At 60.5% G+C, this 24,042-nt stretch carries 22 protein-coding genes; 10 read left to right on the top strand and 12 right to left on the bottom strand.

What is annotated here, in order from left to right; translation table 11 throughout:
* The first annotated feature begins 41 nt into the window (after nucleotides 1-41).
* Nucleotides 42-2,888 (top strand): aminomethyl-transferring glycine dehydrogenase, encoded by a 2,847-nt coding sequence (gene gcvP, locus BMY55_RS13635; RefSeq protein WP_091431420.1) that lies wholly within the window; start codon nucleotides 42-44, stop codon nucleotides 2,886-2,888.
* Nucleotides 2,889-2,951: 63 nt separating this feature from the next.
* Here gcvP and BMY55_RS13640 read toward each other — a convergent pair whose 3' ends face one another.
* Genes BMY55_RS13640 through ctlX form a run of 3 tightly spaced genes read right to left on the bottom strand, consistent with a single transcriptional unit; the run spans nucleotide 2,952 to nucleotide 5,908 of the window.
* On the bottom strand, nucleotides 2,952-4,001 hold the full coding sequence (locus tag BMY55_RS13640; protein ID WP_091431421.1) for an ornithine cyclodeaminase: 1,050 nt from the start codon (nucleotides 3,999-4,001) through the stop codon (nucleotides 2,952-2,954).
* Nucleotides 4,002-4,025: 24 nt separating this feature from the next.
* Nucleotides 4,026-4,955 carry an arginase gene (gene rocF, locus BMY55_RS13645; RefSeq protein WP_091431423.1) on the bottom strand — a complete coding sequence of 310 codons (930 nt, stop codon included), beginning with the start codon at nucleotides 4,953-4,955 and terminating at the stop codon, nucleotides 4,026-4,028.
* Nucleotides 4,952-5,908, bottom strand: a complete 957-nt coding sequence (gene ctlX / locus BMY55_RS13650; RefSeq protein WP_091431425.1) for a citrulline utilization hydrolase CtlX — start codon at nucleotides 5,906-5,908, stop codon at nucleotides 4,952-4,954. The genes rocF and ctlX overlap by 4 nt, the downstream gene beginning before the upstream one ends.
* Nucleotides 5,909-6,033: 125 nt before the next feature.
* Here ctlX and BMY55_RS13655 point away from each other — a divergent pair, with 125 nt between their 5' ends.
* The 5 genes from BMY55_RS13655 to BMY55_RS13675 all read left to right on the top strand — a co-directional run bounded on the left by BMY55_RS13655 (nucleotide 6,034) and on the right by BMY55_RS13675 (nucleotide 10,644).
* Nucleotides 6,034-6,459, top strand: a complete 426-nt coding sequence (locus BMY55_RS13655) for an Lrp/AsnC family transcriptional regulator (RefSeq protein ID WP_091431426.1) — start codon at nucleotides 6,034-6,036, stop codon at nucleotides 6,457-6,459.
* Nucleotides 6,460-6,520: 61 nt separating this feature from the next.
* Entirely contained in the window at nucleotides 6,521-6,961 is a 441-nt protein-coding gene (trxC, locus tag BMY55_RS13660; protein WP_091431428.1) for a thioredoxin TrxC, read from the top strand.
* A 92-nt stretch (nucleotides 6,962-7,053) separates the two neighbouring features.
* Nucleotides 7,054-8,544, top strand: coding sequence for a di-heme oxidoreductase family protein (locus tag BMY55_RS13665; protein WP_091431429.1), 1,491 nt, complete (start codon nucleotides 7,054-7,056; stop codon nucleotides 8,542-8,544).
* Nucleotides 8,541-9,569, top strand: a complete 1,029-nt coding sequence (locus BMY55_RS13670) for an imelysin family protein (protein WP_091431431.1) — start codon at nucleotides 8,541-8,543, stop codon at nucleotides 9,567-9,569. Before BMY55_RS13665 ends, BMY55_RS13670 begins: the two co-directional genes overlap by 4 nt.
* 1 nt (nucleotide 9,570) lies before the next feature.
* Nucleotides 9,571-10,644, top strand: coding sequence for a DUF1513 domain-containing protein (locus BMY55_RS13675; protein WP_091431434.1), 1,074 nt, complete (start codon nucleotides 9,571-9,573; stop codon nucleotides 10,642-10,644).
* A 65-nt stretch (nucleotides 10,645-10,709) separates the two neighbouring features.
* Here BMY55_RS13675 and BMY55_RS13680 read toward each other — a convergent pair whose 3' ends face one another.
* The 3 genes from BMY55_RS13680 to BMY55_RS13690 all read right to left on the bottom strand — a co-directional run bounded on the left by BMY55_RS13680 (nucleotide 10,710) and on the right by BMY55_RS13690 (nucleotide 14,993).
* Nucleotides 10,710-13,214 carry a GcvT family protein gene (locus BMY55_RS13680; protein WP_091431437.1) on the bottom strand — a complete coding sequence of 835 codons (2,505 nt, stop codon included), beginning with the start codon at nucleotides 13,212-13,214 and terminating at the stop codon, nucleotides 10,710-10,712.
* A 109-nt stretch (nucleotides 13,215-13,323) separates the two neighbouring features.
* Nucleotides 13,324-13,992, bottom strand: coding sequence for a hypothetical protein (locus tag BMY55_RS13685; RefSeq protein WP_091431439.1), 669 nt, complete (start codon nucleotides 13,990-13,992; stop codon nucleotides 13,324-13,326).
* Between the two features lie 14 nt (nucleotides 13,993-14,006).
* Complete coding sequence (locus BMY55_RS13690; protein ID WP_091431441.1) at nucleotides 14,007-14,993, bottom strand: 2-hydroxyacid dehydrogenase; 987 nt, start codon at nucleotides 14,991-14,993, stop codon at nucleotides 14,007-14,009.
* 139 nt (nucleotides 14,994-15,132) lie between these two features.
* Between BMY55_RS13690 and BMY55_RS13695 the strand changes: the two genes are divergently transcribed.
* On the top strand, nucleotides 15,133-15,669 hold the full coding sequence (locus BMY55_RS13695; RefSeq protein WP_407639055.1) for an SH3 domain-containing protein: 537 nt from the start codon (nucleotides 15,133-15,135) through the stop codon (nucleotides 15,667-15,669).
* Nucleotides 15,670-15,720: 51 nt separating this feature from the next.
* Nucleotides 15,721-16,635: a cation diffusion facilitator family transporter gene (locus tag BMY55_RS13700; protein ID WP_091431445.1), complete on the top strand. Its 915-nt coding sequence runs from the start codon at nucleotides 15,721-15,723 to the stop codon at nucleotides 16,633-16,635.
* Between the two features lie 2 nt (nucleotides 16,636-16,637).
* Here BMY55_RS13700 and BMY55_RS13705 read toward each other — a convergent pair whose 3' ends face one another.
* The 6 genes from BMY55_RS13705 to BMY55_RS13730 form a co-directional block, all read right to left on the bottom strand.
* Nucleotides 16,638-18,662: a M3 family metallopeptidase gene (locus BMY55_RS13705; protein WP_091431447.1), complete on the bottom strand. Its 2,025-nt coding sequence runs from the start codon at nucleotides 18,660-18,662 to the stop codon at nucleotides 16,638-16,640.
* Nucleotides 18,663-18,737: 75 nt separating this feature from the next.
* The gene (locus BMY55_RS13710) at nucleotides 18,738-19,220 is read right to left on the bottom strand and encodes a GNAT family N-acetyltransferase (protein ID WP_177179351.1); all 483 of its coding nucleotides are present in this window, start codon (nucleotides 19,218-19,220) and stop codon (nucleotides 18,738-18,740) included.
* Complete coding sequence (locus tag BMY55_RS13715; RefSeq protein WP_091431452.1) at nucleotides 19,213-20,244, bottom strand: HesA/MoeB/ThiF family protein; 1,032 nt, start codon at nucleotides 20,242-20,244, stop codon at nucleotides 19,213-19,215. The genes BMY55_RS13710 and BMY55_RS13715 overlap by 8 nt, the downstream gene beginning before the upstream one ends.
* Before the next feature lie 12 nt (nucleotides 20,245-20,256).
* On the bottom strand, nucleotides 20,257-20,724 hold the full coding sequence (gene dut / locus BMY55_RS13720) for a dUTP diphosphatase (protein ID WP_177179352.1): 468 nt from the start codon (nucleotides 20,722-20,724) through the stop codon (nucleotides 20,257-20,259).
* Nucleotides 20,721-21,926 (bottom strand): bifunctional phosphopantothenoylcysteine decarboxylase/phosphopantothenate--cysteine ligase CoaBC, encoded by a 1,206-nt coding sequence (gene coaBC / locus BMY55_RS13725; RefSeq protein ID WP_091431456.1) that lies wholly within the window; start codon nucleotides 21,924-21,926, stop codon nucleotides 20,721-20,723. Before coaBC ends, dut begins: the two co-directional genes overlap by 4 nt.
* 75 nt (nucleotides 21,927-22,001) lie before the next feature.
* A complete protein-coding gene (locus BMY55_RS13730; RefSeq protein ID WP_091431458.1) occupies nucleotides 22,002-22,790 on the bottom strand; it encodes a ChaN family lipoprotein in 789 nt (262 codons plus the stop codon).
* Between the two features lie 82 nt (nucleotides 22,791-22,872).
* Here BMY55_RS13730 and cobU point away from each other — a divergent pair, with 82 nt between their 5' ends.
* Together cobU and BMY55_RS13740 are read left to right on the top strand one after the other, a co-directional pair.
* The gene (gene cobU, locus BMY55_RS13735; RefSeq protein ID WP_091431459.1) at nucleotides 22,873-23,427 is read left to right on the top strand and encodes a bifunctional adenosylcobinamide kinase/adenosylcobinamide-phosphate guanylyltransferase; all 555 of its coding nucleotides are present in this window, start codon (nucleotides 22,873-22,875) and stop codon (nucleotides 23,425-23,427) included.
* On the top strand, nucleotides 23,424-24,008 hold the full coding sequence (locus BMY55_RS13740) for a histidine phosphatase family protein (RefSeq protein ID WP_091431461.1): 585 nt from the start codon (nucleotides 23,424-23,426) through the stop codon (nucleotides 24,006-24,008). The genes cobU and BMY55_RS13740 overlap by 4 nt, the downstream gene beginning before the upstream one ends.
* The last annotated feature ends 34 nt before the right edge of the window (nucleotides 24,009-24,042 follow it).

A 24,042-nucleotide genomic window follows, 5' to 3' on the forward strand; every position in this document is an offset into this window, starting at 1 on the left:
CTTGCCAAACCCTTATGCCTGCCCCCGCACGGAGAAACGCAATGTCGTTCACGCCCACCGGTTACAAACCTTATGACTTCGCCAACCGCCGCCATATCGGCCCGTCACCATCCGAGATGGACGAGATGTTCAAGACGATCGGCGTCAAGGATCTGGATGACCTGATTGACCAGACCGTTCCCAGAAGCATCCGACAGGATGACGCTTTGGACTGGGGTCCGGCACTGTCGGAACGTGAGGCGCTGCACAAGATGCGCTATACGGCCGCGAAGAACCAGGTCATGCGCTCGTTGCTTGGTCAGGGGTATCACGGCACGGTCACGCCACCTGCGATCCAGCGAAACATTCTGGAAAACCCGGCTTGGTACACGGCTTACACGCCCTATCAGCCCGAGATTTCGCAGGGGCGGCTTGAGGCGCTCTTGAACTTCCAGACCATGATCTCGGACCTGACGGGACTTGAAATCGCCAATGCTTCGCTTCTGGACGAAGCCACCGCCTGCGCGGAAGCGATGACCATGGGGCAACGCATCGCCAAGTCGAAAGCCACGAAGTTCTTCGTGGACGAAGGCTGCCACCCGCAAAACATCGCGGTGATGAAAACCCGCGCGGCCCCCTTGGGGATCGAGATCGTCATCGGCGACCCGGAACAAGATCTGGTTGCGGACGAGGTGTTCGGTGCGATCTTCCAATATCCCGGCACCTATGGCCGCGTGCGCGATTTCACTGACCAGATCACCGCGCTGCACGAAGCGAAAGCCGTTGGTATTGTCTCCGCTGACCCGCTGGCGCTGACCGTGTTGAAAGAGCCGGGCGCGATGGGGGCTGACATTGCCGTCGGCTCTTCGCAGCGTTTCGGCGTGCCGATGGGCTTTGGCGGCCCACACGCCGCCTATATGGCCACCGCCGACCAGCACAAACGCTCGATGCCCGGTCGTTTGATCGGCGTCTCGGTCGATGCGCGCGGCAATCAGGCCTATCGCCTGTCCCTGCAAACCCGCGAACAGCACATCCGGCGTGAAAAAGCGACCTCGAATGTCTGCACCGCGCAGGCGTTGTTGGCGGTGATGGCCGGTTTCTATGCCGTTTTCCACGGCCCCGAAGGCTTGAAAGCCATCGCGCAGGACGTGCATCTGAAAACCGTGCGACTGGCCAAGGGGCTTGAGAATGCTGGCTTCACCATCACCTCGAAGCACTTCTTTGACACGATCACCGTGCATGTCGGCGCGCTGCAAAACACCGTGCTGAAATCTGCGCGTGAGGAAGGCATCAACCTGCGACCTGTCGAAACGGAATATGTCGGCATAACGCTGGATGAGGCCACTCGACCCGCCGTGATTGAAGGTGTCTGGCGCGCCTTTGGCATCACCCGCAGCTATGATGACAGCGACAATGAATACCGTCTGCCAGATGCCAGTCTGCGCACCTCTGACTATCTGACCCACCCAGTGTTCCACATGAATCGGGCCGAGACGGAAATGATGCGCTACATGCGTCGCTTGGCCGACCGCGATCTGGCCCTTGACCGCGCAATGATCCCGCTTGGCTCGTGCACCATGAAGCTAAATGCGGCTGCCGAAATGATGCCGGTGACGTGGCGCGAGTTTGCCTATATCCACCCGATGGCCCCGGAAAGCCAGGTCGAAGGCTATTCCGAGATGATCGAAGATTTGAAGCAGAAACTCTGCCTGATCACTGGCTATGATGACATGTCGATGCAACCCAATTCGGGCGCGCAGGGGGAATATGCGGGGCTTTTGACCATTCAGGCCTATCACCGGGCGCAAGGTCAGGGTGAACGCAATGTCTGCCTGATCCCGATTTCCGCGCACGGCACCAACCCGGCCTCGGCGCATATGGTCGATATGGATGTGGTTGTGGTCAAATCAGCGGCGAATGGGGACATCGACCTTGATGACTTCCGCGCCAAGGCCGAAGCGGCGGGCGACAAGCTTGCGGCATGCATGATCACCTATCCATCCACCCACGGCGTGTTCGAAGAAACCGTGCGCGAGGTTTGCAAGATCACCCACGACCACGGCGGGCAGGTTTATATCGACGGCGCAAACTTGAACGCCATGGTCGGCCTGTCGAAACTGGGCGAGATCGGCGGCGATGTCAGCCACCTCAACCTGCACAAAACCTTCGCCATCCCGCATGGCGGCGGTGGTCCCGGTATGGGGCCGATTGGCGTGAAGGCTCATCTTGCGCCGCATCTGCCGGGCAACGGTCTGATCGGCGAAGAAGGCGCGGTATCCGCTGCCCCCTTCGGATCGGGTTCAATCCTGCCGATCAGTTGGGCTTATGTGCTGATGATGGGCGGCGACGGACTGACCCAGGCGACGAAAGTGGCGATCCTGAACGGCAACTACATCGCGGCCCGTCTGAAAGGTGCGTTCGACGTTCTGTTCACCGGTCACAATGGCCGCGTGGCGCATGAATGTATCATCGACACGCGCCCCTATGCCGATAGCGCGGGCGTGACCGTCGATGACATCGCCAAACGTTTGATCGACAACGGTTTCCATGCCCCAACGATGAGCTGGCCCGTGGCAGGCACGCTGATGATCGAACCGACCGAGTCCGAGACCAAGGCCGAACTGGATCGGTTCTGCGATGCCATGCTGGCGATCCGGGAGGAAATTCGCGAGATTGAGGAAGGCAAGATCGACCCGGAAAACAACCCGTTGAAAAACGCGCCGCATACCTATGTGGACCTCGTCGGTGAATGGGACCGGCCCTATACCCGCGAACAGGGGTGTTTTCCGGCGGGCAGCTTCCGGGTGGACAAGTACTGGTCGCCCGTCAACCGCGTGGACAACGCCTATGGTGACAGGCATCTGGTCTGCACCTGCCCGCCCTTGTCGGACTATGCCGACGAAAGCTAAGCGGACTTGTGACCAACAAAAACGGGCGGTGGAGTGATCCACCGCCCATTTTTTATCACTGGCCTAGCTTGCGGACCGTTGCAACATCCCAAACAGATCGCGCGGATCATCGGGGTCGGCCAACATATCTAGCTGCGTGAAGAATTCCGTCCCGACAATGGCTTTCGAGATGTAGCGCAGCGCCGAGAAATCCTCGATCGCGAAACCCACACTGTCAAACAGCGTGATCTGCTTGGCGTCCGTCCGCCCCTTGGCCTGCTCGGTGATCACCCGCCAAAGCTCGGTGATCGGGTGGTCCTTGTCCAACTGCTGGATCTCACCCTCGACCCAGGTCTGTTCGGGGTACTCCACGAAGATGCTGGACCGCAGCAGGATGTCGCGATGCAGCTCGGTCTTGCCGGGACAGTCGCCACCGATGGCGTTGATATGCACGCCCTCGCCAATCATGTTGTCCGTCAGAATCGTCGCATATTGTTTGTCGGCGGTGCAGGTGGTGATGATCTGCGCGCCTTCCATACTTTCCTCACCGGTTTTGCAGGGAATGACGGTCAGCCCCTGCCCGGCAAGGTTACGGGCGCATTTCTCGGTCGCGGCGGGGTCGATGTCATACAAACGCACCGTGTCGATGCCACAGATCGCCTTGAAGGCCAGGCACTGAAACTCGGACTGCGCACCGTTGCCGATCATCGCCATCGTCGTCGCGCCCTTGGGCGCCAGATGTTTCGCCGCCATCGCCGAGGTCGCCGCCGTGCGCAGGGCCGTCAGCACTGTCATTTCGCTCAACAACTTGGGGTATCCGCTGTTCACATCTGCCAACAGACCAAACGCCGTCACGGTTTGCAGCCCTTCTTTGGTGTTCTTCGGATGGCCGTTCACGTATTTGAAGCCATACATCTCGCCGTCCGAGGTCGGCATAAGCTCGATCACGCCCACGTCCGAATGGCTGGCGACACGCGGGGTTTTGTCAAACAACTCCCACCGCTTGAAATCGGCTTCGATCTCATCAGCAAGTTCGATCAGCAGTTTTTCAATGCCGATATGATGGACAAGCCCCATCATGTGTTCAACGGACACAAAGGGCACATAGGCAAGTTCAGAGGGAAGCGGCGGCATCGGATGTCCTTTCGTCAGACAAGATCAATAACTTTGTGTGCGACGGTCCAGCACACGGCGGCCGAACAGGCTTGCGGTCAGGTCCACCATCAGGCGCGCCGTGCGTCCACGGTCATCCAGAAACGGGTTCAGTTCGACCAGGTCGAGCGAGGTGACAAGGCCGCTGTCATGCAGCATCTCCATGATGTGATGGGCCTCGCGGAAGGTGGCTCCGCCGGGAACCGTTGTGCCCACGGCTGGCGCGATGTCGGGTTCGATGAAATCCACGTCAAGGCTGACATGCAGAAGCCCGTTGGCCTGCGCGACCCGATCCAGAAACGGCAACAGCAGCTTGGCCAGCCCGTGTTCATCAATGGCCCGCATATCATAGGCATGTGCGCCTGAGGCTTGCAGCAAATCCCGCTCCATCCCGTCAACCGAACGCAAGCCAATCAAGCACAAGTTCTGTGGATCAAGTTGCGCGGGTAACGGCTTGCCCAGCATGTCCGGGAATCCGTCCAGCCCGCAGGCAAACGCCACGGGCATGCCGTGAATGTTCCCACTTGGCGAGGATGCCGGAACGTTGAAATCGGAATGTGCGTCCAGCCACAGCACGAATTGCGGGCGACCCATTTCGGCAGCAGCGGCCACATGGCCGGTGACGGTGCCCATGGACAGCGCATGATCGCCGCCCAGATATATCGGCAACACATCCTGCTTTGCCAGTTCATACGCATGGCGGTGCAGGCTGCGCACCCAACCCGCGACTTGAGGCAGTAATTTCAGATGGCTGTGTTCTGTTTCAAGCGTTCCGACCTCGTCGCGCTGCGCATCGCCAAGATCGGCGACCTCGTGACCCAGCGATGCCAGTTCCTCGGCCAGGCCGGCAGTGCGATAGGCCGCAGGCCCCATGATACAGCCGCGACGACCAGCGCCTTCCTCTATCGGTGCGCCAAGCAGGTGGATGTTGGTCATTGGGCCTCTCCTTCCGGGGTAAGGTGCGGACGCGGGCTGAGGTGAATGCCCGCAATGGTGCAGCGCACGGACCCGCCCGCCATTTCGATCGTCGGGATGTCCAGCGGCAATATCTTCAGATGCGTTTCAATTCGCTGGCGTTGCGCTGGGGCCATGGCCGCCATGGCGCGCGAGGACATCGCCAGCAGTCGCCCATCGCGACCCTGCAGCTCGATGGCATTGCCTGCGAAATCGGCAATCTGGTCCTGCGACAGGTCGATGACCTCGCGATCACCCTGCGAAAGACGGTCGCGAATTTCGTCCCGACGCGCGACATCGCGGATGGTCTCCAGCCCTATCAGCGCCACATCGGTGCCGATGCACATCAACACATTGGTATGATAGATCGGCAAACCGGCGGCGTCATAGGCATCAAACACCATCGGCTCATAGTTGAAATGCGTGCAGAACCGTTCCAGCAATACCTCGCTTGTGCGCTTGGACCGCGCGGCATAGGCCACACGTTCCACGTGATCCAACACCATCGCCCCGGTGCCTTCAAGGAACAGCCCGTCCTGCTCCAGCCCCGAATAGTCGATGATGTCCTGCACACGATAGCGGTGCTTGAGCATGTCCAGAATATCGGGGCGCCGTTCGATGCGGCGGTTCGAAGAATACATCGGATAGACCGCCACATGCCCGCCAGGATGGGTCGAGAACCAGTTGTTCGGAAACACGGCGTCCGGGCGGTCATCACGCGGATCGTCAAACAGGTGAACCTGCACTCCCTCCTCGCGCAGGGCCTGCACCGCTGTTCTGATCTCGGCCTGCGCCTGTGCGGCCAGGTTTTCCGCGGCATCCGCGGGGGCATCAGTCTGAAATCCATTGTCCCGCGCCGTTTCGGCATTCGGGTGAAAACGATGCGGGCAGATCATGATCACGGCGCTTGGCGCCTGAAGCGAGCTTTGTGGCATTCTGGGTCTCGGGTCAAAGTGAATACCCAATCATAGCAACTTCATGATTTCAAAAATAATACGCAAATCTATTACTAAACTCAAATCATGTTGCCATATTTTACAGTTTCACTTAACAATTTGTTATGCACATTTTCGATGACCTTGACCGCAACTTGATCGCCGTCCTGCGCGAGGATGGCCGCGCGCCGATCTCCAAATTGGCCGAAATCCTCGGCGTTTCCCGCGCTACCGTGCAGGCGCGGCTTGATCGCCTATTGGACAGCGGCGCGGTGCTGGGCTTTACCATCCGCGCGCGACAGGACCATGGCCCGGACGGGGTTCACGCGATCATGATGATCGAAGTGTCGGGCCGATCCACGACCGCCGTTATCAAGCGTCTGCGCGGATTGCCGGAATTGCGCAGCCTGCATTCGACGAACGGGAAGTGGGATCTTGTGGCGCAGTTGACCGCCGAAAGCCTGACGGATTTCGACCGGGTGCTGCGCGATGTGCGGGTGGTCGAAGGGATCACCAACAGCGAAACCAGCATTCTACTCAGCACGGTCTGATCCCTTGACGGCAGCCTGTCGCAACATCATATGCCGTTTATAGAATTTATAGGAGCGCCCCATGCCCAGTTCTGCCAAAATGACTTGCCTTGAATGTGGCAGCGTAAACCGTGTTCCAACCGACAAGCTGGGCGCGGGTCCGAAATGCGGCACCTGCGGTGCGAAACTGTCGGACGGCAAGGTGCGCGAGTTGGATCCGACGACTCTCTCCAAAGCCGCAAAAAACGATGACACACCTTTGCTGGTGGATTTCTGGGCGCCTTGGTGTGGACCTTGCCGATCAATGGCGCCTGCGTTCGCACAAGCTGCACGGTCGATGTCTCCGCAAGCGCGGTTTGCGAAGGTCAACACGGAAGACCACCCCAACGTCTCGATGAAAAACAATATCCGAGGCATTCCAGCGCTGATCCTTTACCAAAACGGCAAAGAGGTCGCGCGTCATGCCGGGGCCATTCCAGCCAATGCAATCGAAGCATTCGTGCGCAAAAACGCGAAACTGTAGCCGCACAAGATTATCCTGACTATTTTTGTCAGAACCACTTTACGTCGCTGCCATCCGCCAATAGAACTGGGCGCGTTCTGTAGGAGCCTGTGATGCGCCGCCCGGTCTTTCTGGTACTTTTTCTGATCAACGGCCCGATGGCGATGGCCGAGGGCCACCCCCCTTGGGGCGAGCCGCATTTGACCGCAGTTTCCCGCACCGAGGCCGAAATCAGTCGGATTAAAGCCGCTGTTGCCACCGCACAGCATACTCCCTCTCCTTACGAAAACCGCTCTGGCGGTGCAGCCACAGCGATGTCACCCCCGGCACAATCGCCATTTTCGCAACCTTCGTCGGGGCTGACTGCCGATCAGCTGCTCGATTTCAGGCTGGGCGAGGCGTTGTTTGAAAAACTCTGGGTGCAGGGACCCGCGTCAACCATTTCATCAGACGGGCTTGGCCCGCTTTACAACGCCCGCGCCTGCTCTGCCTGTCACGTCAATGATGGACGGGGATATCCGCCAACTGACCCCACCGACCCAACCCCCGGCCTCGTCTTGCGGCTGTCGCAGACCAGCGCGGACGGTTCGAGACAGCCTGATCCCAATTATGGGTTTCAGATCCAGGACCGGGCAATTTCAGGGCATGTGGCAGAAGGCTCGCTCCGTATCACCTACAACACCCGACCTGTGCCCTTGGCGGACGGATATATCGTTGAATTGCGCGAACCAGATTACATGCTCACCTCGCCAACCTATGGCGCACTGGACGATCAGACCATGACTTCCCCCAGAATCGCGTCGCCGATGATCGGGCTGGGACTGTTGGAAGCGATCCCGGAAGCAGACATCCTGGCGAATGCCGATCCTGATGACAAAGACGGCGACGGCATTTCCGGTCGCCCCAACCGCGTCTGGTCGCGCGAGTTTGATCAATGGATGTTGGGCCGGTTTGGTCACAAGGCAGGCAGCCCGACGATACGTCAACAAACCGCCGACGCGGCCAATGGCGATATCGGCCTGTCCAGCGGATTGTTTCCCGCACCGCACGGCGATTGCTCCGAGCAGCAAGCAGACTGCCGCGCTGCGCGCAATGGCAACTCCGCGTCGCAGCGCAATCAGGAGCTGGGTGACACGGCGTTAGATCTGATGACATTCTACGCCGCCAATCTTGCAGTTCCGGTGCGCGAAAAAGCAGATGACGAACTGGTTCTCAGCGGGAAGTCTCTGTTTCACAGGTCAGGCTGCGCAGCCTGCCACCAGCCTGCGTTTGTGACACATCGCCTGCCGGACAACCCCGCGCGATCCTTTCAGTTGATCTGGCCTTACACCGATCTGCTTCTGCACGATATGGGCGACGGGCTGGCGGATCACCGCCCGGAACGGCAAGCGACGGGTCGGGAATGGCGCACGCCGCCCCTGTGGGGTCTTGGCCGCACCGAACAGGTTGGCGGGAAAAAGAGCTTTCTTCACGATGGGCGCGCGCGTTCGGTGCTGGAAGCCATCATGTGGCACGGAGGAGAGGCGGTGGCGGCCCGCGAAAACGTCCGCCAGTTAAATACCGCAGATCGCGCTGCCCTGATCGCGTTTTTGGAGTCGTTATGAGAAAATTCGCCACCCTTGTGACCGCCTGCCTGATGCCTGCAATTGTGTGGGCAGCCGACCCATCCCCGACCATCGACCACGTCGCGTTGACCGGCCGTGTGCTTGCCGTGCTGGAGCGTCAGTTTGGCGCGTTCCGGAACGAAACCGCCACCCTGTCCGACACCGCGACTGCATTTTGTGACGGGACCACCGATCGAAGCCAGGTTGATGATGCCCTTGCCAGTGCGTGGCGCGCATGGGCCCCGCTGGACGCCTATCAGTTCGGCCCGATAGAGACGCAAGCTGCGGCACTGACCGTCAATTTCTTTCCGGACAAGAAAAACTTTGTCGGACGTGCCGTGTCGGACCTGCTTAAGCGTCCCGTGAACGAACAGGCAGACCCCACCGTGATCGGTGCATCCAGCGCCGGCACTCAAGGGTTGCCCGCGCTTGAACGGCTGCTGTTCGATGACATGCAGACTTGCCCGGCACTGGTCGGCGTGGCGGGCAACCTGGCCCGGATTGGGACGGCGCTTTATGATGGATGGTTTGCACCCGATGGCTGGGCTGACCTTGTCAGGGACGCAGGTCCTGACAATCCGGTTTATATATCTCATCAAGAGTTTACCCGCCAAATCTTCACCGCGCTGGACTTTTCGATCCTGCGCCTGCGCGAACATCGCATCGGGCGGGCGCTTGGCACCTATGACCGCAGCTTCCCCTCACGGGCCGAGGCATGGCGGTCCGGCGTCACAAATGACATCATGGTCGCGCAGATCGACGGTTTGACCGAGATTGTCGATGATGGATTTGCCGGTGCCGTTTCCGATGCCACACGGGCCGAGATCACTCAGATCGCGCAAGACATTCAAACGCGCGTTCAGGCTATCGGCGCACCGCTGTCACAGGCGTTGAGCGACCCGCAGATGCGCATTCGGGTGGAAACCTTGCAAACCAAACTGAACTATTTGCAACTTCGGCTTGATCAGCAGATCGGCGAGGTTTTGGGGGTCGACGCCGGGTTCAGCGCCGGCGACGGTGATTGATATGAAACGCCGAAGTTTTCTTGCAGGCGCGTCTGCCAGTTTTGGACTGGGCAGTCTGACCGCACCTTCATGGGCTGCCGCCGGTGCGCCCGATTTCATCACGGCAGGCAATCGGACCGATAAAACCTCGTGGCTGGTGGGCCTGACACGCGCGGGCGACGTGGTGTTCCAAATCGCAATTCCCAGCCGGGGCCATGCGGCGGCGGTCAATCCGGAAGCTGCGCAGGCCGTTGCCTTTGCGCGTCGTCCGGGTCGCTTCGCCGTGGTGATCGACTGCGCCAATGGCCGCGAGATCGCACGGCTGGAAACGCCCGAGGGGCGGCATTTTTATGGCCACGGGGCCTTTTCGGCGGATGGGAGGACCCTGTTCACCACGGAAAACGATTTTGACGCCCCAGCGGGCGTCCTTGGCATCTGGGACGTGTCCGATAGCTATCGCCGCGTGGGCGAAGTGTCGTCTGGCGGCATCGGTCCCCATGAAATCCTGCGACTGCCCGATGGCGGCATTGTCGTCGCCAATGGGGGCATCCAGACCCATCCCAACATGGAGCGTGCAAAGCTGAACCTGCCGACGATGCAGACCAATCTGACCTATCTAAACACCGAGGCCAGTATTGTGGATCAGATCGAACTGACCGGCGCGATGCACCAGAACTCGGTCCGACATATCGCAATTGATGGCGACGGTGGTGTTGTGGCAGCGTTGCAATGGCAGGGTGCACCAACTCGGAAGGTGCCGCTGGTCATGCGCCACCGAATCGGAACGAGCGTCGAATTCCTGTCTCATCCCGATCAGCATCTGTTGAAAAACTACGCCGGATCCATCGCCGTCTGTCCGCAAACCGGCGAGATCGCCGTGACCGGACCAAAAGGCAGCACCATTATCTATTTCACCCAAACGGGTCGTTCGGCAGGCAGTGCCGCCCGATCGACCGCTTCAGGTGTAGCGCCAGCGCCGGATGGTGGCTTGATGATCACCTGTGATGGCGGCTTGGTTCATCGTGTGGATGGGGCGGAAACATTTGTGCCTGTCGATCCGGAATGGTCATGGGACAACCATCTGATCGCATTGTGACTGTTTGACCCTGCAAAATGAACAGGCCCCGCAATTGCGGGGCCATTCTTTGGATCTTGCGGCACTCAGCCATCCTTGCGAATGGTTTCGTTCTTCGGGTCATAGGGGCTGTCGACCGCAATCTCGGCATCCCAGAGCTTATCAAACATCTTGACCTTCAGCTTGGTGCCGGGAACCGCCAGATCGGGGCGGATATAGCCCATGCCGATGGATTTGCCGAACGCAACCGAATAACCGCCCGAGGTCAGGCGACCAACCTTGGTGTCCCCATCGTAGAGCGCCTCGCGACCCCAAGGGTCCGCATCCTCTGGCCCGTCGATCAGAAGCGTGACGCATTTTGAACGGATACCTTTTGCCAGCATCGCCTCCTTGCCGTGGAAGTCTTTCTCAAGATCAATAAAGCGCGGCAGATCGGCCTCTTGGGGGGTGGCGTCGCGGCCCAGTTCGGTGCCGAATGCGCGATAGGATTTTTCCTGTCGCAACCAGTTCTGCGCCCGCGCGCCGACCAGCTTCATGCCGTGCTTCTCGCCCGCCGACATCAATAAATCCCACAGATAGTTCTGCATCTCGATCGGGTGGTGAAGTTCCCAGCCAAGTTCGCCGGTATAGGCCACACGGATCGCGTTCACAGGACACATGCCCAGCTCGATTTTTCGGGCGGTCAGCCACGGGAAACGCTTGTTGGACAACGCGGTTTTTGGATCGGCGTCCCTGATGACCTCGTTCAGAACGTCGCGCGATTTTGGCCCGGCGATGGCGAATACGCCCCACTGGGTGGTGACGTCCTGGATCTCGATATAGCCGAATTCGTCCATCTTATCTTCGGCGGCCTTGCGCATGAAGTCGGCGTCATATTCTGTCCATGCACCGGCCGAGACGAGGTAATAGCTGTCTTCACCATTTCGCACGATGGTGTATTCGGTGCGCGTGGTGCCCGCCGCCGTCAGCGCATAGGTCAGGTTGATCCGGCCGACCTTGGGCAGCTTGTTGCAGGTGAACCAGTCAAGGAACTGCGTCGCGCCCGGCCCTTTGACAACATGCTTGGTGAACGCAGTGGCGTCGATCAGCCCAACACCTTCGCGGATCGCCTTGGCTTCTTCGACCGCGTATTGCCACCATCCGCCACGGCGGAAGCTGCGCGCGTCGTGGTCGAAGTTTTCCGGCGCATCCAGCGGGCCGTAATAGTTCGGGCGCTCCCACCCGTTGACGAACCCAAACTGCGCGCCGCGTGCGGCCTGACGATCATAGGCGGGCGAGGTGCGCAGGGGTCGGGCCGCCGGGCGCTCTTCGTCGGGGTGGTGCAGGATATAGACGTGGTCGTAGCATTCTTCGTTCTTGCGCGCCGCAAACTCGGTCGTCATCCAGTTGGATGAATATCGTTTCGGGTCAAGGGCCGCCATGTCGATCTCGGCCTCGCCATCGACCATCATCTGGGCCAGATAGTAACCGGTGCCGCCCGCTGCGGTGATCCCGAAGCTGAACCCTTCCGCCAGCCACATGTTGCGCAGACCGGGAGCCGGGCCGACAAGCGGATTGCCGTCAGGTGTGTAGCAGATGGGGCCGTTGAAATCATCTTTCAGCCCGCTTTCCTCGCAGGACGGAATACGGTGGATCATTGCCAGGTATTGTTCTTCGATCCGCTCCAGATCAAGCGGGAACAGGTCGGCGCGGAAGCTGTCCGGCACACCATATTCAAAACAAGCGGGCGCGTTCTTTTCATAGACACCAAGGATCCAGCCGCCTCGCTCTTCGCGGACGTAAGATTGCGCGTCGGCGTCGCGGATAACCGGGTGTTCTGCCCCACCCCCGGCACGGTATTTCACCAACTCCGGGTCTTGGTCCATCACGATGAACTGGTGTTCAACCGGAATTGCCGGGATCTTGATGCCCAGCTTCCTGGCCGTCGTTTGGGCGTGGTTGCCCGAGGCGGTCACGACATGTTCGGCGGTGATGACGATCTGTTCGTCCGAAGGCACAAGGTTGCCGCCCTTTTCCACCATCTTGGTGCAGGTCACTTCCCAATGCGTGCCGTTCCAGTGGAACGCATCCGCCTGCCATTTGCGTTCAATCGCGACGCCACGCTGGCGCGCACCCTTGGCCATCGCCTGTGTCACGTCCGCAGGGTTAATATAGCCGTCGGTGTTGTGATACAGCGCGCCTTTCAGGTCGGACGTCTCGATCAACGGCCAGCGGGCTTTAATCTCGTCCGGGGTCAGCCATTCATACGGAACGCCCACTGTCTCGGCGGTCGAGGCGTAAAGCATGTATTCATCCATACGCTCGTCCGTCTGCGCCATGCGCAGATTGCCAACCACCGCAAAGCCCGCGTTCAGACCGGTTTCTCCCTCAAGCGTTTTATAGAATTTGACCGAATAGTCGTGAATATGGGTCGTCGCGAAGGACATGTTGAACAGGGGCAGCAAGCCTGCTGCGTGCCATGTGGACCCCGAGGTCAGTTCATCGCGCTCCAGCAACATCACGTCATCCCAACCCGCTTTCGCAAGGTGATAAGCGATCGACGTGCCGACGGCACCCCCACCGACGACAAGAGCTTTTACTTGGGTTTTCATGGGGCGACTCCCTTGGGGTATTTGCGTTGCATCATAGATGCCCCATGGCCATTCGCCATGCCAAGCCAGCCCGACCTTTGCCTGCGAGAAAACGACATCAGTGACGGTTTCAGCGCCCCAACGCGTCGCCCAGCCGGGTCACAGGCAGAACCGGACCGATCAGCGCGGCCAGATCGGCACGCCTTGGGTTGGTCGGATCAAACAGCGTCATGCACATGTAATCCTCGACCATCGCCGCCTGCGCCTCGAACCCGTACGAGAGGTAAGCCCCCGCCTCGCGTCCTGGCCAGTAATAGGGATCACCGGGTCGCAGGCTTTCCGCCCCCGACCGGCCTGGTGAATACCCAGTGCGGTCGCGGTTTTGCCACTGCCAGACATGCACGAATTCGTGCATCATCAGAAGGGCGTGCGGCATGGGTAGGCTTTTGGGCCAACCTTCAAACATGTCGTCGCGGTAAAGATCACGTTTCAAGAACACCTGATTCCACAGAACGAAACCCGCCGGAAACTCGATCTTGCGATCTGGTTGGGGCACCCGGTCGCAGACTCCCTTGGGCAGCTTGCGCGCGTCCTGCTTGGGTGCATCCTTTGGCGTCGGCTTGGCTTTCGGCAACGGCAGAACGCCGATACCCGCGCGCACGCGCACCTTGTCGGTATCAAGGCTGTCGCCAAAGACCAGGCGCGACATCTCGACCTCGGTATCGGACAGATTGCGGGCACAGCCAGCAGTGCCCAACACCACCAAGGCCCCCACAACCAAGATCACACGCGCCTTCATCGGAAACGAAAGCCCTACAGCATCCCCGGCACAACCTGATCGGGCGGACGGTGACCATCGGCGAAGGTCTTGATGTTGATCAGCACTTTCTCACCCATCTCGATGCGTCCTTCGACGGTGGCTGAGCCCATGTGCGGTAGCGCCACGACATTGGGCAGATCGCGCAGGCGGGGGTTGATCTCGTTCCCGTGCTCGTAAACATCCAGTCCGGCGCCCGCGATCGCGCCCGCCCGCAGCATCCGGGTCAGGGCGTTTTCGTCGATCACTTCGCCGCGCGAGGTATTCACGATCACCGCGTCCGGCTTCATCAGCTTCAGGCGACGGGCATTCATCAGGTGGAAGGTTGATGGCGTGTGCGGACAGTTGATCGAAATCACGTCCATGCGCGCCACCATCTGGTCAAGGCTTTCCCAATAGGTCGCTTCCAACTGCTCTTCGATCTTGGCGTGAAGACGCTTTCGGTTGTGGTAATGCACCTGCATCCCGAAGGCGCGCGCGCGCGCGGCGACGGCCTGACCGATGCGGCCCATACCCAGAATGCCAACGCGGCGGCCCTGAATACGATGGCCGAGCATGGCAGTGGGCGACCAGCCCGCCCATTCACCCGATGCCATCAGCCGGATCCCTTCCGGGAATCGTCGCGTCACCGCAAGAATCAGGGCAATGGCCATATCTGCGGTGTCATCTGCCGACACGCCAGCCGTGTTCGAGACCAGAATGCCACGTTGCCGCGCAGAACCCACGTCGATATGGTCCACACCGGCCCCGTAATTGGCGATCAGGCGCAACCTCTCGCCTGCGCCGGCCAACATGTTCGCGTCGATCTGGTCATTGATTGTCGGGACCAGCACATCGCAGCGTGTCATCGCGTCGGCCAGTTCGGATCGGGTCATCGGTACGTCGTCATCCCGAAGCTCGACATCGAAAAGTTCTGTCATCCGGGTCTCTACGACCTCGGGCAACCGTCGCGTGACAACAACACTCAGACGTTCAGCGGCCATGCCCGCCCTCCCTTTGGCTTTTCTTTTGCGCGTCTCCCTGACAAAGTGACAAGGAACGAGGCAAGGCACAAGCACCGCCGGAACGCAAACGAAAGAAAATTGCGCGCGCGTTGGTGTGATACAGGAAATGAGGGTGGAAATGCGGTTTACCAGCAGGTTGGCAGTGGTTGCAATCACCATTGTAGCAACGTTTTGGCATGGGCCCATAGCAGCGGACAAGATACAGGACCAAGGGCAGGTTGGCCAAAAACGCGGTTCGGTAACCAATCTGCCGATTCCACGGTTTGTTTCGCTTAAGACCTCAGAAGGTAATGTCCGGCGCGGGCCATCCCTGCGCCATCGCATCGACTGGGTGTTCAAGCATCCCGGGATGCCGCTTGAAATCACCGGCGAGTTTGACAATTGGCGTCAGGTTCGCGATCGTGATGGCGTGGGCGGATGGATACATTATGCACTTCTGTCTGGCGCACGCACGGCGATTGTCGATGCAGATCTCAGCCCACTTTACAGCCGCGCAGATGCCGAAAGCCAGATCGATGCTTATCTCGAGGCTGGCGTCATCGCGCGGCTCGAAACCTGCGACCTTGACTGGTGCCGGGTAAAGGCTGACGGCATCCGGGGTTGGACGCTGAAATCCAACCTGTGGGGGGTGCGCCCGAATGAAGTGATCGAATAGCACTTCGAACCGCACTTGCGTCCGGCAAAACCGCTGGGTAAGCCGGAAGTCATGACAGAAAAGCGGATCAGATTGAACCTTTCTGCCGGCATTGCCTCTGCTTCAGTGGCAGTGACGCTGGTGGCGCTGAAACTGTGGGCGCTGGGTCAAACGCAGTCGCTGTCGGTCGCGGCATCGCTTGCCGACAGCGCGATGGACCTGATGGTGTCGCTGGGTGCCTTGGCTGCAATCTGGTATGCGGCGCGCCCAGCCGATGACGACCACGCCTTCGGACACTCTGCCGCCGAAGACCTTGCTGCGCTTGGGCAAAGCCTGTTCATCATAGCATCGGCTGGGATCATCACATGGGCCGCCATCGCGCGGCTTTTGTCCGGGGAACCTGCGCCGATCATGGCCCATCAGCAGGGGATCGCCGTCATGGTCTTTTCAATTGCACTGACCATTGCACTGGTGCTTTGGCAAAGGCGTGTGGCGTCCCAAACAGGGTCGGCTGTCGTCAAAGCGGACAGTCTGCACTACGTGGGAGACCTCATCCCCAACATCGGCGCGATTTTGTCCCTTTGGGCTGCGAACCTGTTCGGCATGGAAGCTATCGATAGCGTTGTCGCCATTGGAGCCGCGATCATGCTGGTTGTCGGTGCCTTGCGCATATTCAAGACCGCGTGGGACGGCTTGATGGACCACGCCGCCGACCCCGATCTGGTAACTGGAGTCGAGGACATCGCCCGCAGCCATCCTGGGATTCACGGCTTTCACGACCTCAAGACCCGCCGGTCGGGATCGATCACCTTCGTAAACTTGCACATCGAGCTGGACGGCGAACAAAGCCTGAACGAGGCTCATGCGATCGGGGCGAGCCTGCGCCGGGCGATCTTGCACACCTTTCCTGATACCGACGTGATGATACACAAGGATCCGGTCGGGGTGACACCACACCCCGATGATCCGTCACGACAGGATACCTGAGGTCAGCCCCCTGTCAGCCCACGTCCTTTCAACAGCGCATCAACACCGGGCAGCCGCCCGCGGAACGCGATGTAAAGGTCTTCCGCTTCGATTGAACCGCCTTTGGACAGGATGTGATCTTCCAGCTTTCGCGCCATGTCGGGGTCGAACGCATCGCCGGTTTCCTTGAACGCCTCGAACGCGTCGGCGTCCATGACCTCGGACCACATGTAGCTGTAATAGCCGGATGAATAGCCGTCGCCCGCAAACACATGTGCGAAATGCGGGGTGGCGTGGCGCATCTTGATGGCCGGAGGCATTCCGATCCGCTCCAGTGTCGCCTCCTGCGCAGCTATGGCGTCATCTGGCGCGGGGCCGTCGTGAAAGTCCAGATCAACCAGCGCCGAGGACAGAAATTCAACCGTCTGGAATCCCATGTCATGGGTCGACGCTGCCAACAGGCGCTGCAACAGCGCCTTCGGCATCGGCTCACCGGTCTTGGCGTGGGTGGCAAATTTGCCCAGCACCTCGGGCACTTCCAGCCAATGCTCGTAAAGCTGGCTGGGCAGTTCGACGAAATCGCGCGCCACGGATGTGCCCGAGATCGACGGATAGGTCACATCTGACAACATCTGGTGCAGCGCGTGTCCGAACTCGTGGAACAGCGTTCGCGCATCGTCCCAAGACAGAAGCGCCGGTTGCCCTTTTTCAGGCTTGGCAAAATTACAAACATTGACCACCACGGGGCGAATATCGCCTGCCAGTTTCTGCTGGTCGCGGATCGTTGAACACCACGCCCCTGAGCGTTTCGAGCCTCGAGCAAAGTAATCCCCGATGAACACCGCGACATGCTTGCCATCGCGTGTCACTTCCCATGCACGGGCGTCGGGATGGTAGAGCGCCACATCGAGCGGTGCGAACTCCAACCCGAACAGCCTGTGCGCGGTGTCAAACGCGGCGTCGATCATGCGGTCCAGTTGCAGGTAGGGCTTGATCTCGGCCTCGTCCAGATCATGTTCAGCCTCGCGTCGCCGTTCTGCGTAAAAGTGCCAGTCCCACGGCTCCAGATCGCCGTTGTGACCGTCAGCATGTAGCATTTCTGTCATTTTTGCCGCGTCTTCCAGAGCCGACGCGCGGGCCGGTTCCCAGACCTGCATCAGCAAATCGCGCACCCGGTCGGGATGTCCGGCCATCTCGGTTTCCAGTTTGAATTGCGCGAAGTTGTCATAGCCCAGAAGGCGCGCGCGTTCTTCACGCAGAGCCAGCGTTTCGGCGGCAATGGCGCGGTTGTCGGTTTGGCCGCCGTTCGCGCCACGCGCAGTATAGGCCAGATATGCCGCCTTGCGCAGATCGCGCCGGGGCGAATGTTGCAGGAACGGCGTGATGACCGAGCGCGAGAGCGTGATTGCCGGACCATCACAGCCCTTTTCCTGACCGGCGGCGCGGGCGGCATCGACGACAAAACCCGGCAAGTCCTCCAGATCGCCCTCGGTCAGCGGCATGAACCACGACCGTTCATCGGCCAACAGGTTTTGCGTGAACTCTGTGCCCAATGTCGCCAGCTTTTGCTGCACATCTTTCAGCCGATCCCGGTCTGCGCCCTTCAACACCGCGCCAGACCGCACGAAGCGACGACGCGTCAACATCAGCACACGCGCCTGTTCGTCCGTCAGGTCCAAACTGTCGCGGGCCTGCCACAGCGCCTCGATCCGCGCATACAGCATTTCGTTCATCGTCACTTCCGACGAAAACGCCGCCAGACGCGGTGAAAACTTGCGTTGCAGATCCTCCCGGGCCGGTGTGCTGTCGGCACCGGCGACGTTGTAGAAGACCCCCAACACCTGATCCAGCAGCGCGTCGGATAGTTCCAGCGCCTCGATCGTGTTGGCGAAGGTGGGGGCAGCTTCGTTTTCGGCAATCTTGCGAATGGCCGCCCGTGTCTGATCCAGGGCTGCATCAAAGGCAGGCTCGAAATCCGCATCCTTGATTATGTCGAAAGGTGGCAGGTTGAACGGGGTGTCCCAGTGGGCCAGAAGCGGATTGGTCATCGGCAATTCTCCTTTACCCGGAAGCTATGTGCCGCGTGCGGGGATTACCAGAGATCCCGGCAGCCATTCGCCCATTCAGTCCTGATCAAGATCGCGGCGAAAGGTTTCGCAGTCCAGATCACCGACCTTGGTATTTCCCGTTCGAATAAACCCCACCTTCTCAAGCACGCGTTTCGAGGCGATGTTGTCCAGAAGCACACGCGCCTCAAGCGCCCAAACGCCCCGGTCGCAGGCCGCTTGGCAGGCCATCGCAACGGCGCGGGTCGCGATGCCTTGCCCGGTATAGGCCTGACCGACGCGATAGCCCAGTTGCGCCACACCCCCTTCCACCGCGGTCACGTTCACCCGCCCAGCGATTCGTCCGCCGATCTTCAACAGGAACATCATCTCGCCCGCCTCCACCTGCTCGCGCACGATGTCGGTCAGGGCGGCAAGGTTCCAGTATGTATCCGGGCGCGGGCCGACATGCTTTTCGAACCACAGCCGGTTCTTGACTTCGAACGCGAACAGGCCGGGCGCGTCATCGACGCTGAGCGGAGCCAGTTCAAGCTCAGCCACAGCAGGGACATCCGTGGCGTCGCGCTGTGCGGATGACCCGGGTTTCCGCATACATCGCGTCATAGATCAGCATCCGCCCACGCAGCCCTTCGCCCGCACCAGCGATTTCTTTGATCGCCTCGGTTGCCATAATGGAACCGATGATGCCCGGCAAAGGTCCGACCACACCTGCCTCGGAACAACTGGGCGCAAGACCGGGGGCGGGCGCTTCGGGGAAGATGCATTGATAACACGGCGCGTCGTTCGCCGGATCGAAGGTCGACACCTGCCCTTCCCACTGGCTGAGCGCACCGCCAATCATGGGTATGCCCAGCGCCGCCGCGACCCGGTTGACCAGATAGCGGGTTTCGAAATTGTCGGTGCCTTCCAGCACCAGATCATAATCTCGCATCAGGTCCTGCGCGACGTCCGCTGTCAGACGGCGATTGTAAGGGCGGATGATGATCGCGGGGTTCTGTGCCCGCATCGCGGCTTCGGCGGAAAAGACCTTGGGCATGCCAATATCCGCGTCCCGATGGATGACCTGCCGTTGCAGGTTGGAATTGTCGACCGTATCATCGTCAATCACACCGATCGTGCCCACCCCGGCTGCCGCCAGATAGAGCAGCACGGGCGAGCCAAGTCCGCCAGCCCCCACCACCAGAACGCGAGCGTTTTTCAAGGCAACCTGCCCCGGCCCACCGATTTCACGCAGCACGACGTGGCGGGCGTATCGGCTCAGTTCGGTCTCGGAAAAGGGACCCTCTTGCGCATCAGCGACCGGCACCTTCGGCGCGCGCGCTTTCAGCCAAGCCAGCCCACGTCCATAAAGTGCGACCAGCGCAACGACGGCAAACAGCACGGCCCAAGAGGTGAAATTCCCGCCCAGCGCCACGCGGATGCCCGCGCCCTCAGGCAGAACCAAGTGGCTGAGCAACACGACCCCGCCCAGCAGCGCCGTCAACTGCCAGCGGCGCGCGACGGACAAGCCACCATAGCTGCCGCCCACCCAGATCACTGTCGCCCAGATCAGAACCCAAATCACTGCCGCCTCCGATCAGCCACGGCCCGTCGACCCGAAGCCACCCGTCCCACGCGCGGTGCCTGACAATGCTTCGACCAAAGCATAGCTTGCCTGCACCACCGGAGCGATCACGGCTTGCGCAATGCGGTCCCCATGCCCGACGCTGAACGGTTCGGCCCCAAGATTGATCAGGATCACCCCCAATGGGCCGCGATAATCGCTGTCGATGGTGCCGGGCGCATTCGCCAGTGTGACACCATGTTTCGCGGCAAGCCCAGACCGAGGTCGAATTTGCATTTCAAATCCTTCGGGAATTTCGACACGCAGACCCGTTGGCACGATGCGTCGTTCCATCGGGGCAAGCGTCCAACCGGTGGCGCGATCCGGCTCTGGCAAGTTGGCGCGCAGGTCGGCCCCTGCGGACCCGGTGGTCTCATAGCAGGGAAGGGCAATGGTCGGGTCGGCGCCTGCATCACGGGTCACATTGATAACGGGCATCACGCGTCCCCTCCGATCACTTCGGCAATCCGGGCCGCCAGTTGGCGCGCCACGTCGTCTTTGCCCATGCGCGGCCATGCCTCGGCCCCTTGATCCGAGATCAATGTCACCGCGTTTTCCGATCCACCCATGATGCCAGTCGCTGGACTTACATCATTGGCAACAATCCAGTCGCAGCCCTTGCGTTCGCGCTTGGCCGTGGCATGTGCGATCACGTCATTGGTTTCTGCGGCGAAGCCGACAACAAGAGCGGGGCGTCCCTGTTTCATCTGGCTGACAGTAGCAAGGATATCGGGGTTCTCGGCAAACTCCAGCACCGGCAGGCTACCCGCCTGATCCTTCTTGATCTTTTGGTCCGAGGTCCGCGCGACCCGCCAGTCGGCCACTGCGGCGGCAAACACCGCGGCACTGGCGGGCAGCGCGGCCTGCACCGCCTCCAACATCTGCCCGGCGGTCTGCACCTGCACGACCTTGACCCCGTCCGGTGGCGGCACATCCGCCGGGCCGGTGACAAAGGTCACATCCGCACCCAGCGCCGACAGCGCCCGCGCCAAAGCGGTGCCTTGCGCACCCGACGAGCGATTGGCGATATAGCGCACGGGGTCGATGGGTTCGTGGGTTGGGCCAGAGGTGACAAGCACATGTTTGCCCTTCAGAGGTCCGTCCATCAGGGCGGCTTCGACGGCGGCAACGATCTCCAACGGTTCAGCCATACGACCGGGACCAAACTCTCCACAGGCCATGGTCCCATCGGTGGGGCCAACGAACAGAACGCCATCCTGCTTCAGAGTGACAATGTTGCGTTGATTGGCAGGGTGCTCCCACATCCGCACATTCATCGCAGGCGCAACCAACACACGCTTGTCCGTCGCCATCAGAAGGGTCGAGGCAAGGTCATTCGCCAGCCCTCCCGCCATTTTGCCCAGCAAGTCCGCCGTTGCCGGGGCCACAACCACCAGATCGGCGGCGCGGCTGAGTTCGATATGACCCATCTCGGCCTCGTCCGTCAGGTCGAAAAGGTCGGTGTAGACCTTGCGGGCAGCCAGACCGGACGCCGACAAGGGGGTCACGAATTCCTGCCCGGCACGGGTCAGAACGGGTGTCACCTCAGCCCCGCGTTCACGCAGTCGCCGGATCAGGTCCAGCGCCTTGAAGGCCGCGATCCCGCCGCCGATGATCAGAAGAATATGTTTGCCAGCCAGCATAGGCGCCCCCGGTTTAGCTTCTTCAGACAGTTACGGGACCTGCGCGCGTGGATCAATGGGCAGGACCGATGGTCTTCACTTGAACGTGTCGCACGGATCGGGGCGATCAACGCCGGGGGCATCATAGACAAGGTCAAACGTGCCCTCGGGGTCGATTCCGTCTTCGGCCTGACCGATGCTTCTTACGACAAGATCCGGGCGGGCCTTTCGGAGCATGGCCGGCACGCCCCAATCCGTCCGCGCGTGTCCGTTTCCGGTGATGACCACCACCGGGCGTCCAGCCGGGTCGATGGCCTCAATCGCCGCTTTTGCAAGCGTAGCATCACGCAGGCGCTGCACTTCGATCATGCCACCCAGCGCAATGCGCGGCATGGCTTCGCAATGTGCAAAGAACTGAAGGTCCAATCGCTGGTCGCGCTGTGTCTTGGGCAATGGTTGATCCAACCCAAACAGCTCTACATCGCCGTCGAAATGTGCAGCGACACCTTCGGTGTAGCTGGCACGCGCCACGTCGCGCGGCACGGCAGCCCCAAATATCGCCGCGTCCGAGGCAGTGAAGATGGGCAGATACATCTCGTAGTCCGGCCAGCCGGCCTCTTCCCAAGCCGCGCTGTATCCTGAGATATCCTGGGTCAGCTCTGTGACCTGCTCGGGCGTCAGCATTTCAAGCACCAAGGCCGTGGGCTGCAACGCGGCCACAATCTGTGCCTGCACTTGATGGTGGGCCGGATTGTCATGGGTTTCCCCGATGATGACGACATCCGCTTTGGCCAACATTGCAAGATCATCCGCGCTGGGCACGGCATCCAAAGGCAGCGCAGCGGTTGGAACCATCAATGCAAACAGGAAAGAATACAGCTTCATGACACGAAGCTAAGTCTGGTCGCGGACCACCTCAAGCGCTTTCGTCTTGGCGGACCCCGTGTCGCAGTGTTAGGCAATCGCCATGACTGTCACGCTCCCCCCCCTCACGCTCGTATTGGGCGGCGCTGCCTCTGGCAAATCGGACTATGCCGAACGGCTGGTCGGCGCAACCACACGCCCGATGCTCTATATCGCGACCGCACAGGCACATGACGCCGAGATGGCGGCGAAGATCGCGCGCCATCAATCACGGCGCGAATCACGGCGCGGGGCAGGCTGGCGCACGATCGAGGCCCCATTGGACGCCTCTCCCGCCCTTGCCGCCGCTGATCCGACCGAGGTCGCCCTGTTCGACTGCGTCACCATGTGGCTGTCCAACCATCTGTTGGCTGAGGCGTATTTGCCAGATGCCGAGGTTCGGCTATTTGCTGCGCTCTCCGACTGCGCGGCGCCTGTCGTCATCGTGTCAAACGAAGTCGGTGCGGGCATTGTGCCGGAAAACCCACTGGTGCGACGGTTTCGGCAGGCTCAGGGTGAGTTGAATCAACGCCTCGCCCAGCGCGCGGGTCTGGTGATCACGGTCATGGCAAGCTTGCCTTTGGTCCTGAAAGGTCGCTTGCCAAAAGGTGCACCATGACCGCCCCAGTCAGTTGGTGGTGGGTTCGACATGGCCCGACGCATACCAATAGCATGGTCGGCTGGCGCGATGTGCCTGCGGATTTGTCGGACAAGGCTGCGCTGGCCCGCCTGTCTGCATATTTGCCGGATCATGCGCCCATCGTGTCGTCGGACCTGTCCCGCGCCGTCTCCACAGCGGATGCCGTGATGGGCAAGCATCCACGCCTTGCCCATCAGAAATCCCTGCGTGAGTTCAATTTCGGAGATTGGGATGGGTTGCATTGGGACGAGGTCGCCACCCGCGATCCCGCCTTGTCCCGCGCATTCTGGGAGACACCGGGCACGCATCAAGCCCCGAATGGGGAAAGCTGGGATCAACTCGCCAATCGGGTCTCGGGCACCGTCGAAGAGCTTAACGCCAAAGGGCTTCGCCACATCATCGCAGTGGCACATTTCGGGGTAATACTGACCCAGATCGCGCGGGCGGGCGGCCTGACGCCCCATGCCGCGCTGGGGCATAAGATCGACAACCTGTCAGTGACTCGGCTGGATTGGGATGGGCGGTTCTGGTCCATTCACTGCATCAATCACCTGCCCTGATTGACGCCCGCGACATCGGGACCACGCAGAGCGG

This window comes from Aliiroseovarius sediminilitoris (assembly GCF_900109955.1).
GTDB lineage: Bacteria > Pseudomonadota > Alphaproteobacteria > Rhodobacterales > Rhodobacteraceae > Aliiroseovarius > Aliiroseovarius sediminilitoris.

What these genes read in the sequence shown, in the direction of transcription:
- trxC (WP_091431428.1), top strand. Translation starts at nt 6,521, where the DNA reads ATGCCCAGTTCTGCCAAAATGACTTGCCTTGAATGTGGCAGCGTAAAC.
- coaBC (WP_091431456.1), bottom strand. Translation starts at nt 21,926, where the DNA reads ATGCTGGCTGGCAAACATATTCTTCTGATCATCGGCGGCGGGATCGCG.
- gcvP (WP_091431420.1), top strand. Translation starts at nt 42, where the DNA reads ATGTCGTTCACGCCCACCGGTTACAAACCTTATGACTTCGCCAACCGC.
- BMY55_RS13695 (WP_407639055.1), top strand. Translation starts at nt 15,133, where the DNA reads ATGCGGTTTACCAGCAGGTTGGCAGTGGTTGCAATCACCATTGTAGCA.
- BMY55_RS13730 (WP_091431458.1), bottom strand. Translation starts at nt 22,790, where the DNA reads ATGAAGCTGTATTCTTTCCTGTTTGCATTGATGGTTCCAACCGCTGCG.
- BMY55_RS13675 (WP_091431434.1), top strand. Translation starts at nt 9,571, where the DNA reads ATGAAACGCCGAAGTTTTCTTGCAGGCGCGTCTGCCAGTTTTGGACTG.
- BMY55_RS13655 (WP_091431426.1), top strand. Translation starts at nt 6,034, where the DNA reads ATGCACATTTTCGATGACCTTGACCGCAACTTGATCGCCGTCCTGCGC.
- rocF (WP_091431423.1), bottom strand. Translation starts at nt 4,955, where the DNA reads ATGACCAACATCCACCTGCTTGGCGCACCGATAGAGGAAGGCGCTGGT.
- cobU (WP_091431459.1), top strand. Translation starts at nt 22,873, where the DNA reads ATGACTGTCACGCTCCCCCCCCTCACGCTCGTATTGGGCGGCGCTGCC.
- BMY55_RS13705 (WP_091431447.1), bottom strand. Translation starts at nt 18,662, where the DNA reads ATGACCAATCCGCTTCTGGCCCACTGGGACACCCCGTTCAACCTGCCA.
- BMY55_RS13670 (WP_091431431.1), top strand. Translation starts at nt 8,541, where the DNA reads ATGAGAAAATTCGCCACCCTTGTGACCGCCTGCCTGATGCCTGCAATT.
- ctlX (WP_091431425.1), bottom strand. Translation starts at nt 5,908, where the DNA reads ATGCCACAAAGCTCGCTTCAGGCGCCAAGCGCCGTGATCATGATCTGC.
- BMY55_RS13680 (WP_091431437.1), bottom strand. Translation starts at nt 13,214, where the DNA reads ATGAAAACCCAAGTAAAAGCTCTTGTCGTCGGTGGGGGTGCCGTCGGC.
- BMY55_RS13740 (WP_091431461.1), top strand. Translation starts at nt 23,424, where the DNA reads ATGACCGCCCCAGTCAGTTGGTGGTGGGTTCGACATGGCCCGACGCAT.
- BMY55_RS13700 (WP_091431445.1), top strand. Translation starts at nt 15,721, where the DNA reads ATGACAGAAAAGCGGATCAGATTGAACCTTTCTGCCGGCATTGCCTCT.
- BMY55_RS13665 (WP_091431429.1), top strand. Translation starts at nt 7,054, where the DNA reads ATGCGCCGCCCGGTCTTTCTGGTACTTTTTCTGATCAACGGCCCGATG.
- BMY55_RS13640 (WP_091431421.1), bottom strand. Translation starts at nt 4,001, where the DNA reads ATGCCGCCGCTTCCCTCTGAACTTGCCTATGTGCCCTTTGTGTCCGTT.
- BMY55_RS13690 (WP_091431441.1), bottom strand. Translation starts at nt 14,993, where the DNA reads ATGGCCGCTGAACGTCTGAGTGTTGTTGTCACGCGACGGTTGCCCGAG.
- BMY55_RS13685 (WP_091431439.1), bottom strand. Translation starts at nt 13,992, where the DNA reads ATGAAGGCGCGTGTGATCTTGGTTGTGGGGGCCTTGGTGGTGTTGGGC.